11 protein-coding genes are annotated in these 13,421 nt (G+C 70.3%); 6 read left to right on the top strand and 5 right to left on the bottom strand.

What is annotated here, in order from left to right:
- Positions 1-129: 129 nt before the first annotated feature.
- Positions 130-801, bottom strand: a complete 672-nt coding sequence (locus FZN60_RS08990; RefSeq protein WP_158873143.1) for an arylesterase — start codon at positions 799-801, stop codon at positions 130-132.
- 73 nt (positions 802-874) lie between these two features.
- On the opposite strand from FZN60_RS08990, the gene FZN60_RS08985 reads away from it, so the two are divergent.
- The 4 genes from FZN60_RS08985 to FZN60_RS08970 all read left to right on the top strand — a co-directional run bounded on the left by FZN60_RS08985 (position 875) and on the right by FZN60_RS08970 (position 5,940).
- Positions 875-1,621, top strand: coding sequence for an ABC transporter ATP-binding protein (locus FZN60_RS08985; protein ID WP_158873142.1), 747 nt, complete (start codon positions 875-877; stop codon positions 1,619-1,621).
- Positions 1,618-4,248, top strand: a complete 2,631-nt coding sequence (locus tag FZN60_RS08980; protein ID WP_158873141.1) for an ABC transporter permease — start codon at positions 1,618-1,620, stop codon at positions 4,246-4,248. Before FZN60_RS08985 ends, FZN60_RS08980 begins: the two co-directional genes overlap by 4 nt.
- Before the next feature lie 207 nt (positions 4,249-4,455).
- On the top strand, positions 4,456-5,235 hold the full coding sequence (locus FZN60_RS08975; RefSeq protein WP_158873140.1) for a Bax inhibitor-1/YccA family protein: 780 nt from the start codon (positions 4,456-4,458) through the stop codon (positions 5,233-5,235).
- A 147-nt stretch (positions 5,236-5,382) separates the two neighbouring features.
- Positions 5,383-5,940 carry a GNAT family N-acetyltransferase gene (locus FZN60_RS08970; RefSeq protein ID WP_158873139.1) on the top strand — a complete coding sequence of 186 codons (558 nt, stop codon included), beginning with the start codon at positions 5,383-5,385 and terminating at the stop codon, positions 5,938-5,940.
- A 94-nt stretch (positions 5,941-6,034) separates the two neighbouring features.
- On the opposite strand, the gene FZN60_RS08965 is transcribed toward FZN60_RS08970, so the two are convergent.
- The 4 genes from FZN60_RS08965 to acnA form a co-directional block, all read right to left on the bottom strand.
- Positions 6,035-7,183: a YihY/virulence factor BrkB family protein gene (locus FZN60_RS08965; RefSeq protein WP_158873138.1), complete on the bottom strand. Its 1,149-nt coding sequence runs from the start codon at positions 7,181-7,183 to the stop codon at positions 6,035-6,037.
- Between the two features lie 144 nt (positions 7,184-7,327).
- Positions 7,328-7,669 (bottom strand): DUF2794 domain-containing protein, encoded by a 342-nt coding sequence (locus tag FZN60_RS08960; RefSeq protein ID WP_422570277.1) that lies wholly within the window; start codon positions 7,667-7,669, stop codon positions 7,328-7,330.
- Between the two features lie 144 nt (positions 7,670-7,813).
- On the bottom strand, positions 7,814-8,725 hold the full coding sequence (locus FZN60_RS08955) for a DUF1223 domain-containing protein (protein WP_158873136.1): 912 nt from the start codon (positions 8,723-8,725) through the stop codon (positions 7,814-7,816).
- A 233-nt stretch (positions 8,726-8,958) separates the two neighbouring features.
- The gene (acnA, locus tag FZN60_RS08950; protein WP_158873135.1) at positions 8,959-11,730 is read right to left on the bottom strand and encodes an aconitate hydratase AcnA; all 2,772 of its coding nucleotides are present in this window, start codon (positions 11,728-11,730) and stop codon (positions 8,959-8,961) included.
- 312 nt (positions 11,731-12,042) lie between these two features.
- Between acnA and ccmA the strand changes: the two genes are divergently transcribed.
- Both ccmA and ccmB read left to right on the top strand, forming a co-directional pair.
- Positions 12,043-12,735, top strand: coding sequence for a heme ABC exporter ATP-binding protein CcmA (ccmA, locus tag FZN60_RS08945; RefSeq protein ID WP_158873134.1), 693 nt, complete (start codon positions 12,043-12,045; stop codon positions 12,733-12,735).
- Positions 12,732-13,391, top strand: a complete 660-nt coding sequence (gene ccmB, locus FZN60_RS08940) for a heme exporter protein CcmB (protein WP_158873133.1) — start codon at positions 12,732-12,734, stop codon at positions 13,389-13,391. The genes ccmA and ccmB overlap by 4 nt, the downstream gene beginning before the upstream one ends.
- Positions 13,392-13,421 lie beyond the last annotated feature (30 nt).

Here is a 13,421-nt window from a genome sequence, read left to right as displayed (position 1 = left end):
TCGGCGAGGCGGTTTCAAGAACGCAGACACCTCGCGACCGCACTCGTCTTGTGCATAAGGCTCGCGATGGTGAATCTCGCGGCGCCACGATGCGAGGCTGGCACTCGAAGGCGGCGCGAGGCTGGCCGCTCAGCCGGCTCGCGGCGCCGCGCCGAGCGCCTGCAGCTCGCGGTCGACCGCCGGCAGGATGCGCTCCACGATCACGGCCACGCCGCGGGCATTGGGATGCATCGCGTCGTCCTGGTTGAGGTCGCTCACCGCGGCGACCCCGTCGAGAAAGAAGGGATAGAGCGCAACGCCGTACTTCTGCGCCAGCTCCGGATAGATGCGGTTGAACGCTTCGCCGTAGCCCCCGCCCATGTTGGGCGGGGCGATCATGCCGGCGAGAAGGACGCGCGTGTTCGGGCGGGCGGCGAGACGCCCCAGCATGGCGTCGAGGTTGCGGCGCACGACGTCCGGCGACACGCCGCGCAGCGCGTCGTTGGCGCCGAGCTCCAGGATCACGAGGTCGGCGCTCTCCGGCACCGACCAGTCGAGCCGCGCGAGGCCGCCCGTCGTGGTGTCGCCCGACACGCCCGCATTGACGACGCTCGCCTCGTAGCCGCGCGACCGCAAGGCCGCCTGGAGCTGCTCGGGAAAGGATTCGCCCGGCCCGACGCCGAGCCCGGCCGAGAGGCTGTCGCCGAAGGCCACGACCTCGATCGGCCGCGTTCCTTGCGCGCTCGCCGAGGGCGCGCCGAGCGCCAGCGCCAGCCATGACAAAAGCGTCAGCACGGGAAAAAGCGATTGGAAGCGCTGCATGGAGAACCCATCTTTCGCTCGGCCGCGTCGCCGGCCGTGAAGAACGACTATCCGATATAGGAAGGCAGTGCCCGTGGCGGAACCGGCGATCCGATTGCGTAACGTCCACCTCACCCTCGGGCAGGGGCGCTCCTCCGTTCACGTCCTCAAGGGTGTCGACCTCAACATCGCGCGCGGCGAGAGCGTCGGCATCGTTGGCCCTTCGGGCTCGGGCAAATCGACGCTGCTGATGGTGCTCGCCGGCCTCGAGCGCGCCGACGAGGGGCTCGTCGAGATTGCCGGCCAGTCGCTCGGCGGCATGACCGAGGACCAGCTGGCGAGCTTTCGCGGCCGCCATATCGGCATCGTCTTCCAGTCCTTCCACCTCATCCCCAACATGACCGCGATCGAGAACGTCGCGGTGCCGCTCGAACTGGCCGGCGTTCCCGACCCCTTCGAGCGCGCGGCGCGCGAGCTCGGCCTCGTCGGCCTGTCGGAGCGGCTGGAGCACTATCCCGGCGAATTGTCGGGCGGCGAGCAGCAGCGCGTAGCGCTCGCCCGGGCGCTCGCCATCGAGCCCGACATCCTCATCGCCGACGAGCCGACGGGGAACCTCGACTCCGAGATCGGCCGCCAGGTCGCCGACCTCCTGTTCTCCGAGCAGACGCGCCGGCGCACGACCCTCGTCCTCGTCACCCACGACGCCCAGCTCGCCGCCCGCTGCGATCGCGAGATCAAGGTGCGCACCGGCGAGATCCACGACGACGGGGGTGCCCCGCGCGCGGTTCTGCCGCAGCATGTCGACCGGCACGTGCGCGCCCTGGAAGCCGCGCCCGAATGACGGCCGTCGGCTCCACTCCGGCCGGCGAGGCCACCGCGCCCTCCGCCTTCGCCGCCCGGCGCGCCCGCCTCCTCGGCGACCTGCGCCTCGCCGCCCGCTTCGCCATGCGCGAGATGCGCGGCGGCTTGTCCGGCTTCTGGATCTTTCTCGCCTGCATCGCGCTCGGCGTCGGTGCGATCGCCGCGGTCGGCTCGGTGTCGTCCATGATGACCGAGGGCATCGCCCGCGAGGGCCGTGCCATCCTCGGCGGCGATCTGCGCCTGTCGCTCGTCCAGCGCGAGCCGGGGGAGGCGGAGATCCGCTCCCTGGAAGCGCTCGGGGATCTGTCGCGCTCGGCGACGCTGCGCTCGATGGCCCGCCTGCCGGACGGCACCAACCAGGCGCTCGCCGAGGTGAAGGCGGTCGACGGCCTGTATCCGCTCTTCGGGGCGGTCGCGCTCGATCCCGAAGGCCTGACGCTCGAGCAGGCGCTGGCCGAGCGCGACGGCGTCTTCGGCGCGGTCGCCGCCCCCGAATTCTTCGAGCGCCTCGGCCTGCGGCCCGGCGACCGCGTGGCGCTCGGCTCGATCGAGGTCGAGCTGCGCGCCCGCCTCCTGAAGGAGCCCGACCTCCTGTCCGACGGCTTCGCCTTCGCCCCGCGCCTCATGCTGTCGCGCGAGGCGCTCGCGGCGAGCGGCCTCGTCCAGCCGGGAAGCCTCGTCCAGAACATCGTCAAGCTGCGCCTCGCCGAGGGCGCTCCGCCGGCTTCCGAGGTCGAGGACACGTTCCGCGAGCGCTTTCCGGACGGCGGCTTCAACATCCGCACCTCGGACGAGGCCGCCCCCTCGCTCCAGCGCAGCATCGACCGCTTCGCGCAGTTCCTGACCCTCGTCGGCCTGTCGGCGCTCATCGTCGGCGGCGTCGGCGTCGCCAACGCGGTGAACGCCTATCTCGACAAGAAGCGGGCGGTGATCGCCACCTTCAAGAGCCTCGGAGCGGGTGGCATCCTCGTATCCACCATCTACCTCATCCAGATCATGACGCTGGCCGGCGTCGGGGTGCTGGCCGGCCTCCTGATCGGCGCGATCGCGCCCTTCATCGCCTCGGGCTTCATCCAGCGCTTCGTGCCGGTCGCGGCCAATGCCGGCTTCTATCCGGGCGCTCTGACCGTATCCGCGCTCTTCGGCCTCCTCACCGCGCTCGGCTTCGCGCTCCTGCCGCTCGGACGCACCCGCGACGTGCCGGCGACGGCGCTGTTCCGCCAGGCCGGCATCACCCGCTCCCCGCGCCGCATCCGCTGGGCCTATGCCGGCGGCGCGCTCGCGGCGGCGCTCGCCGTAGCGGGCCTCGCGATCGGCCTCGCCAACGACAGGATCGTCGCGCTGGTCTTTCTCGGCGGCACGATCGTCGCCTTCGGGGTGCTGCGCCTCGTCGCCTGGGGGCTGGCGGCCGGTGCCGCCAAGCTCCCGCGCGTGCCCTCGACGCCGCTGCGCCTCGCCGTCGGCAACATCCACCGGCCCGGGGCGCTGACGCCCTCCGTGGTGCTGTCGCTCGGGCTCGGCCTGACGCTTCTCGTCACCCTCGCGACCATCGACCACGACCTTCGCCGCGAGATCGGCACGAACCTCGCCTCGCGCGCGCCGGACTTCTTCTTCGTCGACATCCAGAACACCGAGATCGAGCCTTTCGGCGCGGCCATCGCCGAGCTCTCGCCGGGCTCGACGCTGGACACCGCGCCGATGCTGCGCGGGCGCATCACGGCGCTGAACGGCGAGGACGTCGCCAAGATGGAGGTGCCGCCCGAAGGCGCCTGGGTGCTGCGCGGCGACCGCGGCATCACCTATTCCGCGACCCTTCCCGAGGGGGCCTCGCTCGCCGATGGCGAATGGTGGCCGGCCGACTATGCCGGCGAGCCGCTGGTGTCCTTCTCGGCGGAGGAAGCGGGCGAGCTCGGCCTCACCGTCGGAGACACGGTGACGGTGAACGTTCTCGGCCGCTCCATCACCGCGAGGATCGCGAACCTGCGCACGGTGGAGTGGGAAACCCTCTCGATCAACTTCGTGATGGTGTTCGATCCCGCCGCCTTCGCGGGCGCGCCGCATTCCTGGCTCGCCACCCTGTCGGCGCCCGACGAGGCCGATCCCGCCGCCACCGAGCGGCGCGAGCAGGCGCTCGTCAACGGCATCACCAACCGCTTCCCGGCGGTCACCACGGTGCGCGTGAAGGAAGCGCTCGACCAGGTGAACGGCCTCGTCGCCCAGCTCGCCACCGCCATCCGCGCGGCGGCCGCGGTGGCGCTCGTGTCCTCGGTGCTCGTCCTGTCGGGAGCGCTCGCGGCCGGCTCGCGCGGCCGGATCCACGATGCCGTGGTCCTGAAGACGCTGGGAGCGACGCGGGTGACGCTGATCCAGGCCTTCGCGGCCGAATACATGCTGCTCGGCCTTTTCACCGGCGTCTTCGCCGTCGGTGCCGGGGCGCTCGCGGCCTGGTTCGTCGTCGAGCGGATCATGGAGCTGCCCTTCGTGTTCGACTGGACGGTGGCGCTCGTGACCCTCGTCGTGTCCCTGGTGCTCACCGTCGCCTTCGGGCTCGTCGGCACCTGGCGCATTCTCGGGCAGAAGGCGGCGCCCGTCCTGCGCGAGCTCTAAAAGGGGCGGGCGGAGGGCCGCTCCTAACGAAAGGTTCACCGTATCAGGGCCGAAACGGTTGGTTCGCCGCCCGTTTCGCCCTTGTGCGCGTGCCCGCCCCTTCGCATATTGATCGCAGGAACTGCTGGAGTCCCGCCAGCGGCGCCTCCGGGTCCCGGCACGGGACCCGTGGACACCGGACGGGACGCGCAGAAAGGGATTTTGTCCATGGCTGACTATCGCAACACCGGCGCGCGCACCGTGCCCGTTGCCGGAAGCCGGGTCGACGCCTCGATCGACCAGGGCCTCCGGGCCTACATGCTGAAGGTCTACAACCTGATGGCCGCGGGCCTCGCGCTCACGGGCGTCGCGGCCTATGGCCTGTTCTCGGTCGCCACCACGAGCGATCCGAACCAGGCCGTCGCTCAGATCAACGACACGCTGCTCACCTCCACGGGCGTCGCGATCTACCAGTCGCCGCTGCAGTGGGTGCTGATGCTGGCGCCGCTCGCCTTCGTCTTCTTCCTGTCGTTCCGCGTGCACAAGATGAGCGTCGGCGCGGCCCAGGCGACCTTCTGGCTCTACGCCGCGCTGGTCGGCCTGTCGCTGTCCTCGATCTTCATCATCTTCACGCCCGACTCGATCGTGCAGACCTTCTTCGCGACCGCCGCCGCCTTCGGCGCGCTGTCGCTCTACGGCTACACGACGCGCCGCGACATCTCGGGATGGGGCTCGTTCCTGTTCATGGGCGTGATCGGCATCATCATCGCCTCGCTCCTGAACATCTTCATCCAGTCCGACGCGCTGGCCTGGGCCGTGTCGATCATCGGCGTCCTGGTCTTCGCCGGCCTGACCGCCTACGACACCCAGCGCATCAAGGAGATGTACTATGTCGGCGACGACGCGGCGGTCGCGGGCCGCAAGGCCGTGATGGGCGCGCTGACGCTCTACCTCGACTTCATCAACATGTTCATGTTCCTCCTCCAGCTCTTCGGCAACCGCGAGTAAGCGGCGCCGAAAACCCGGTGGAATCCATGCGCGGGGCGGCCTTCGGGCCGCCCCGTTTCGTTTGCCCGGGAGCCTTGCCCGGCGAGAGCGCATTATCCCGCCGGCAAGCGTATCCGCTTCGCCCGTAAATGCTCTAATGTTCGCCCCATGAGCGCCTTCACCATCCGCGACGCCGAAGCCGGCGACATCCCGACCATCACCGCCATCTACGAGGACGAGGTGCTGACCGGCACCGCGACCTACGAGCTCGATCCGCCCGACGAGGAGGAGATGGGCCGCCGCTTCCAGTCGCTGAGGGGCCAGGGCTACCCCTATCTCGTCGCGGCCGGACCCAATGGCGCGGTGATCGGCTACGCCTATGCCGGTCCGTTCCGGGCGCGGCCGGCCTATCGCTGGACGGTCGAGGATTCGATCTATCTCGCCCGCGCGGCGCGCGGCCAGGGCGTCGGGCGCGCGCTCCTCACCATCCTCGTCGAGCGCTGCCAGGGCCTCGGCTTCCGCCAGATGATCGCGGTGATCGGCGGCGCGAACAATCACGGCTCCGTCCGGGTCCACGAGCGGGCCGGCTTCGCCCATGTCGGCGTGCTGCCCGGCTCCGGCTTCAAGCTCGGCGGCTGGGTCGACACCGTGCTGATGCAGATGCCGCTCGGCGACGGCAAGGACACGCTGCCGGACGAGTCGCGCTATCCCGGCACGTTGGGCTGAGAAAGCGGGCGTCGTCGCGACGCCCGGCATCCGCAGCGCCAAGGAGCCGAGTCCGTCCGCCCGACCTCGTTTCCGTCGGAGCGAGGTGCCGGCGCTAGCGTCCGCCGCGCTTGTGGGCCCAGGACAGGATGAACGCTGCCGGAACGGCCACCGCCAGTCGGCCGAAGGAGATCGGCTCGGGGCGGCGCTCGCCGCGGGTCCGTGCCGGGGCCGGCTCGCCGTCGCGGTGGGCCCCGCCCTGCGACCGGTCGGCGAGGTCGTGGTCGGGATCGGCGCCGCCGGCGATCCGGTCGGCCATCGTCGCGCCGCGCCGGCCGAGGCGCTCCTCGCGGCCCGTAGTGGAATCGCGCGCGGTCTGGTGCTCCAGTTCGGAGTTCAACTCGCCCCCGACGATCAGGATCAGCATGGTCAGCCAGATCCAGGTCATGAAGCCGACCAGGGCTCCGAGCGAGCCGTAGGTGGCGTTGTAGCTGCCGAAGTTCGCGGCGTACCAGGAGAAGAGCACCGACACGATCGCGGTGACGACGAGGGTGAGGATCGCGCCCGGCGTGATCCAGCGCCACTTCGCCTGGGCGCGCGACGGTCCCCAGCGATAGAGCGCGGCGACGCCGAACGACAGGACGAGGAGCGTGAGGACCGCGGCGACGGCACCGATTGCCCATTGCAGCGCGTTGCCGAGCGGCAGGAACTGCAGCACGATCGGCACCACCACCGCCGAGCCGATGAGGAGGAGGGCCGCGACCAGCATGCAGAAGGTGAAGAACAGCGACACCAGGTTGAGCTTGATGAAGGAGCGCTCCTCCACCTCGTCATAGGCGACGTTCATCGCCTCGAAGAGCGATTTCACCCCGGCATTGGCGCTCCACAGCGCAACGGCGAGGGACAGGAGGAAGGCGAAGCCGAGCGTCGATTCCTGCGTCGAGGCGAGGCGCGTCACCTGCTCGCGCAGGATGTCCATGCCCCCGGCCGGCACGAAGCCGTTCAGCGCCTGCAGGTGCTCGGTGATGGTCGCGGGGTCGGCGAAGAAGCCGTAGAGCGAGATGAGCGCGGTGAGCCCGGGAACGAGGGCGAGGAGGAGGTAATAGGTGACGCCGGCCGCGATGAGAGTCACGCGGTCCTTGCCGATCTCGGCATAGACCCGCCAGAGCACGTCCTTCCAGCCGTTCACGGGGATTTCGGTCGGCCGCGTCGCCCCGCGCCCCTCACCGTGCTTCCCCGCCGCTCCGCTCGCCGTCGCTGCCATGCCTTGTATCCCGCCCCTCGCTGGTCGACCTGTCGGCTCAACGCGGCACGCGGCGCAGCGATCCCGAGGCAAGTCGGGTTCCGGCGAAAGGATTCGGGCGCGGCCGTTTGATCGCGCCGGGCGGGGCGCGTGGCTCTTGCGCCGTCAGACGGCGCGGGGCGCCTTGTCGAAGACCTTGAGAACCTGGGCGAGGTCGTGACCGCGCTTCATCACGAGGCCGCCGGCCGCGATCACGGAGAACGCGCCCTGGCGGCGCGCGGTCTTCGGATTCTTCTCGATCCGATAGAGCGGCATCTCGGACGAGCGGCGGAACACGGAGAAGACCGCCCGGTCCTTCAGCGTGTCGATGGCGTAGTCGCGCCATTCGCCGCTGGCGACCATGCGGCCGTAGATTCGCAGGATTTCGGAGAGTTCGCGCCGATCGAAGGATACGAAGGGCGCCTGTGCGCGGGCCGAGCCGGGAAATTCCAGGAGGTTGGACGGCAGCTCGGCGGCGGATGCGGGGTCGATCAAGGGAGAGGCACCTCGTCTCGCATGCAGCGTTTCATGAACGCATCGTGACACGAAGTTGGCAATCGGCAAGCCCGTTCTCCAGGGGGGCTTGCTCGAAACTGAGGGGCGGAGCGGCGCTCAGGGAGCGTCCGGCTCGGCCTCGTCGGCGGTGAATTCCAGCTTGGCGGCGGCGAGGATGCGGCCCGGCTTGCCCTTGCGGCTGGTGGCCTGGAGGATGGCGGCGCAGCCTGTGCCGGCCAGCGCCGCGTCCGACAGGAGCGCCAGCGGGATCGACACCTCCATCGGCTCGCCCCGCCAGGTCCCGAGGACGCGCCAGTCGCGCACGGCATGGGCGTTGACGAGCGTCTGCCCGGCATTCTCGCCCTCGGATACCGGCACCTCGGCGCGGTCGTCGAAGGTGACGAGAAGGAGCACCGGCGGCGGCCCGGCGGCGGCTGCAGGGGCGGCCGGCCCTTCCGAGCCGGGCGCGACGCCCCTCGGCTGGGCGCTGATGCGCAGCATGTCGCCCGCGCGGCGCAGGACGAGGCGCGGCGGCGGCGAGGCGGGGGAGTTGCCGCCGAGGGCGAAGCGCGCCGAAACGGCGCCGTCGCGCCCTTCGGTGTCGAGGCCGGCCGAGAGGGCGGCGCGCAGCTTGCCCTCGTGCGAGCCGACCATCTCCGCCACGCCGTTCACCACGGCCTGGGGCGTGTAGAGCATCGAGGTCTTGAAGGCCTTGGCATAGGCGCGCTGGCGGGCGGTGTTGGCGTGCGAGCCGTAGGTATCGCTCCAGCCGATATAGTCCCAGTAGTCGACGTGATAGGCGAGGGCGAGGATGCCCGTCTCGTCCGCCAGATCGGCGAGCACCCGCTCGGCGGGCGGGCAGGACGCGCAGCCCTGCGCGGTGAAGAGCTCGACGACGCCGTGGATCTCGTCGCTCGTTGCCGTCTGCGCGCCGGCCGGCGACGCGGCGAGGAGCCCGGTGGCGGCGAGGAGGAGGGCGGAGGCGAGAAGCGCGCGCCCGCGCCCGAGGCCCCGCGCCGGAACCGTCACGGCCGGACCTGCGCGGCGGCGGGATCGGCGGCTCGGTCGTGGGACGGGGAGGGGATGCGGCGCTCGGTCATGGCGGCGAACCTAGAGGCGGCCCGTTTGACTCTCCAGTCAAAAGCGGGTGACGCCGTTGCGGTCGAGGTCACGAATGCGACAGCGCCCGGCCCGCGAAGCGCGGGGCCGGGCGCTGTGATGGGAGGAGGCGCGGGATCGCTCCCGCGCCGCTTTGGCGGGTCTCAGGCCGCGAGCTTGCGCAGCACGTAGTGCAGGATGCCGCCGGCGCGGAAGTATTCGAGCTCGTCCAGCGTGTCGATGCGGCAGAGGAGCTTCACCGTCTGCTTCGATCCGTCGGCCTTGGCGATCGTGGCCTCCATGATCTGCCGCGGCTTCACTTCCGTGAGGCCCTCGATGGTGACCGTCTCGTCGCCCTTGAGGCCCAGCGTCTGCCAGGACGTGCCTTCCTCCGCGAAGACGAAGGGCACGACGCCCATGCCGACGAGGTTCGAGCGGTGGATGCGCTCGAAGCTCTCGGCGATCACGGCGCGAACGCCGAGAAGCACGGTGCCCTTGGCGGCCCAGTCGCGGCTGGAGCCGGTGCCGTATTCCTTGCCGGCGAAGACGATGAGCGGCACGCCCTCGTCCTTGTACTTCATCGCCGCCGTGTAGATCGGCATCTGCTCGCCCGAGGGGAAGTGCTTGGTGATGCCGCCCTCGATGCCCGGAACCATCTGGTTCTTGATGCGGATGTTGGCGAAGGTGCCCCGCATCATGATTTCGTGGTTGCCGCGGCGGGCGCCGTAGGAGTTGAAGTCCACGGGACGGACCTGGTGGCTGACGAGGTAGTCGCCGGCCGGGCCGTTCGCCTTGATCGAGCCGGCGGGCGAGATGTGGTCGGTGGTGATCGAGTCGAGGAAGAGGCCGAGGATCCGCGCGTCATGGATGTCCGTGACGGGCTTGGGCTCCATCGTCATGCCCTCGAAGTAGGGCGGGTTCTGGACGTAGGTCGAGCGGTCGTCCCACTCGTAGGTCTCGCCGCCGGACGTCTGGATCTTCTGCCAGTGCTGGTCGCCCTTGAAGACGTCGGAATAGCGCGTCTCGAAGAGGTCGCGGGTGACGGTCTTGCGGACGATCTCCGAGACTTCCTGCGTCGTCGGCCAGATGTCCTTCAGGAAGACGTCGTTGCCGTTCTTGTCCTTGCCGAGCGGATCCTTGGTGACGTCCACGAACATCGAGCCGGCGATGGCGTAGGCGACGACGAGCGGCGGCGAGGCGAGGTAGTTCGCCCGCACGTCCGGATTGACGCGGCCCTCGAAGTTGCGGTTGCCCGACAGCACCGAGACGGCGACGAGGTCGTTCTTGTTGATCGCCTCGGAGATCGGCTCCGGCAGCGGGCCCGAATTGCCGATGCAGGTCGTGCAGCCGTAGCCGACGAGGTTGAAGCCCATGGCGTCCAGGTCCTTCTGGAGCCCGGCCTTCTCGAGGTACTCGGTGACGACTTGGCTGCCCGGCGCGAGCGAGGTCTTAACCCAGGGCTTCACCGTCAGGCCCTTCTCGTGCGCCTTGCGGGCGACGAGGCCGGCGGCGACCAGCACGTTCGGGTTCGAGGTGTTGGTGCAGGAGGTGATCGCCGCGATCACCACGTCGCCGTCGGCGATGCCGTGGGCCGCGCCCTCGACGTCGAAGCGCTGGGCAGCCGGCGAGGTTTCAGGCGTCTGGCCGGCCTGCGCCGCGCCTTCCGCCATGAAGCGCTCGTCACCCGCGGACTGGGCGGCCGTGGTCTTCTTGCGCCCGCCCTGGAGCTCGGGAAGGGCAGCGGCGAACTTCTCCGACGCCTCGGTCAGCGCGACGCGGTCCTGCGGGCGCTTCGGGCCGGCGAGCGAGGGGACGACGGTCGAGAGGTCCAGCGACAGCGTGTCGGTGAAGATCGGGTCTTCGCTCGACTCGTCGCGGAACATGCCCTGCGCCTTGGCATAGGCCTCGACGAGCGCGATGCGGTGCTTGTCGCGGCCGGTCGCCTCGAGATAGGCGAGGGTGTCCTTGTCGATCGGGAAGAAGCCGCAGGTCGCGCCGTATTCCGGGGCCATGTTGGCGATCGTCGCCTGGTCCTCGAGGGTGAGGTTGGCGAGGCCCGGTCCGTAGAACTCGACGAACTTGCCGACGACCTTCTTCTTGCGCAGCATCTCGGTCACGGTGAGGACGAGGTCCGTCGCGGTGGTCCCGTCCGGCAGCTTGCCCTCGATGCGGAAGCCGATGACCTCCGGCAGGAGCATGGAGACCGGCTGGCCGAGCATGGCGGCTTCCGCCTCGATGCCGCCGACGCCCCAGCCGAGGACCGACAGGCCATTGACCATGGTGGTGTGCGAGTCGGTGCCCACCAGCGTGTCGGGATAAGCGACGGTCTCGCCGTTCTCCTCGCGCGTCCAGACGGTCTGGGCGAGGTATTCGAGGTTCACCTGGTGGCAGATGCCGGTGCCCGGAGGCACGACGCGGAAGTTCTGGAAGGCGCCCGAGCCCCAGCGCAGGAAGGTGTAGCGCTCGCCGTTGCGGTCGTACTCGACGTCGACGTTCTTCTGGAACGAGTCCTTCTGGCCGAAATAGTCGACCATGACCGAGTGGTCGATCACGAGGTCGACTGGAACCAGCGGGTTGACCTTCTGGGGGTCGGCGCCGAGCTTGGCGGTCGCGTCGCGCATGGCGGCGAGGTCGACCACGGCCGGCACGCCGGTGAAGTCCTGCATCAGGACGCGCGCCGGGCGGTAGGCGATCTCGTGGCCGGCCGCGCCCTTGTCCTGGAGCCAGCGGGCGACGGCGCGGATGTCGTCGGCCTTGACGGTGCGGTCGTCCTCGAAGCGGAGCAGGTTCTCGAGCAACACCTTCATGGAAAAGGGCAGGCGCGAGACGCCGTCGAGGCCGTTCGCCTCGGCCGCCTTCAGGTCGTAATAAACGTAGGGGCGCCCGTCGACGGTGAGCGTCTTGCGGGATTTGAAGGTGTCGATGTTCTGGGACACGTTCTCAACCTTTTCGAACCGAACCGGGAGTCCGAAGGGCGAACGGCTTGAGCGCGGCGGAAAACGCGCTCGAAGATGCGGGTGCGACCATTTCCGCTCGTCCGCCCCTCGCTTTGCCGCGATGGGGCAAGGCGATGAGATCGGCGCTGTATGTTGGGGCCCTCCGGTCGCTGGAGGGGTTGGGGGCCTTATAATGAAGTTTGTAACGGCTATAAAGGGCGAAGATCGCAGCGCACGCGAAAAGCCCGCCGGAGCGATGAGTTTGAGTCAAGATCGGGTGAAGGCGGCGCCGCGCCGGAGCGGGCGCGGCCGATGACGGCGCTGCGCGTGCGCATCGAGGGCCTTGTTTGCGGCCGCGGCGGGGTTGCGGCGGCGGGGCCCGTCGACGCCGATCTCGCGGCCGGGGACGCGCTCGTCGTGTCCGGGCCGAACGGCGCCGGCAAGTCGACCTTGCTTCGAACGCTTGCCGGCCTCCTGCGGCCCCTCGCCGGCCGGATCTGCGTGTCCGGCATGGTCATGGCCGACGACGAGGCGCCGCTCGGCCTCTTCGAGATCGCCCACTACTTCGGCCACCGCAACGCCCTGAAGCCGGCGGCGACGGTCGCCGCCAATCTCGGCTTCTGGCAGCGCTTCCTCGGCGAGCCGGGAATGTCCGTCGGCGAGGCCTTGGCGCGTGTCGGGCTGGAGGGCGTCGGCGATCTGCCGGCCGGCCGCCTGTCGGCGGGGCAGGCGCGCCGCGCCGCCTTCGCCCGCCTCCTCGTCGCGCGTCGCCCGGTCTGGATCCTGGACGAGCCGACCACGAGCCTCGACGCCGCGTCGCAGGAGCGCATGTCGGAGATCCTCGCCACGCACCGCGCCGGGGGCGGCATCCTCGTCGCGGCGACGCACCTCGCGCTCGGCCTGACGGGCGCGTCGGAGCTGCGCCTCGCCGGCGCGCCGCTCTCCGCGCCCCCCGGTCTCGACCTCGACGAGGCCGCGCTCGCCCGCGCCGAGGGATGGCTGTGATCGCGCTCCTCAAGCGCGACCTCGCGCTCGCCCTGTCGGCCGGGGGCGGCGGTCTCGTCGGCATCGTCTTCTTTCTCGCCGTGGTGGCGACGATCCCCTTCGGGGTCGGGCCGGATCTCGCGCTCCTGTCCCGCATCGGGCCGGCGGTGCTGTGGATCGGGGCCCTCCTGTCCGCACTCCTGTCGCTCGACCGCTTGTTCCAGGCCGACCGCGACGACGGCACGCTCGACCTACTCCTGCGCGGCCCCGTGCCGCTGCCCCTCGCGGTTCTCGCCAAGTGCCTCGCCCACTGGTGCGCGACCTGCCTGCCGCTGGTCGTCGCCGCGCCCGTTCTCGGCCTGATCCTCGCCGTTCCGCCCGAGGCCCTCTGCGCCCTCGTCCTCACGCTCGTTGCGGGAACGCCGGCGCTCGCCTTCATCGGCGCGGTCGGGGCGGCGGTCGCGGTGTCGATGCCGCGCGGCGGTCTCCTCGTTTCGGTTCTCGTCCTGCCGCTGGCGATCCCGGTTCTCGTCTTCGGCGTTTCGGCCACCTACGCCGCCGTCAACGAGCCGGACCCGTTCCTGCCACCCTTCCTGATCCTTCTCGCGCTGACCCTGTTCTTCTCGGTTCTGGGGCCGGTGGCGGCCTCGCTGGCGCTGCGCGGCGCGGAGGACTGAGGCCGAGGCTTTTCGTAGGCGGCTCCGGGC

Source organism: Antarcticirhabdus aurantiaca (assembly GCF_009765365.1).
Taxonomy (GTDB): domain Bacteria; phylum Pseudomonadota; class Alphaproteobacteria; order Rhizobiales; family Rhizobiaceae; genus Antarcticirhabdus; species Antarcticirhabdus aurantiaca.
This window is presented reverse-complemented; position numbering and strand designations above follow the sequence as displayed.

Excerpts from the sequence above, each read along its gene's own strand:
- FZN60_RS08990 (WP_158873143.1), bottom strand. The coding sequence starts at position 801 with ATGCAGCGCTTCCAATCGCTTTTTCCCGTGCTGACGCTTTTGTCATGG.
- FZN60_RS08980 (WP_158873141.1), top strand. The coding sequence starts at position 1,618 with ATGACGGCCGTCGGCTCCACTCCGGCCGGCGAGGCCACCGCGCCCTCC.
- FZN60_RS08975 (WP_158873140.1), top strand. The coding sequence starts at position 4,456 with ATGGCTGACTATCGCAACACCGGCGCGCGCACCGTGCCCGTTGCCGGA.
- FZN60_RS08970 (WP_158873139.1), top strand. The coding sequence starts at position 5,383 with ATGAGCGCCTTCACCATCCGCGACGCCGAAGCCGGCGACATCCCGACC.
- FZN60_RS08965 (WP_158873138.1), bottom strand. The coding sequence starts at position 7,183 with ATGGCAGCGACGGCGAGCGGAGCGGCGGGGAAGCACGGTGAGGGGCGC.
- ccmA (WP_158873134.1), top strand. The coding sequence starts at position 12,043 with ATGACGGCGCTGCGCGTGCGCATCGAGGGCCTTGTTTGCGGCCGCGGC.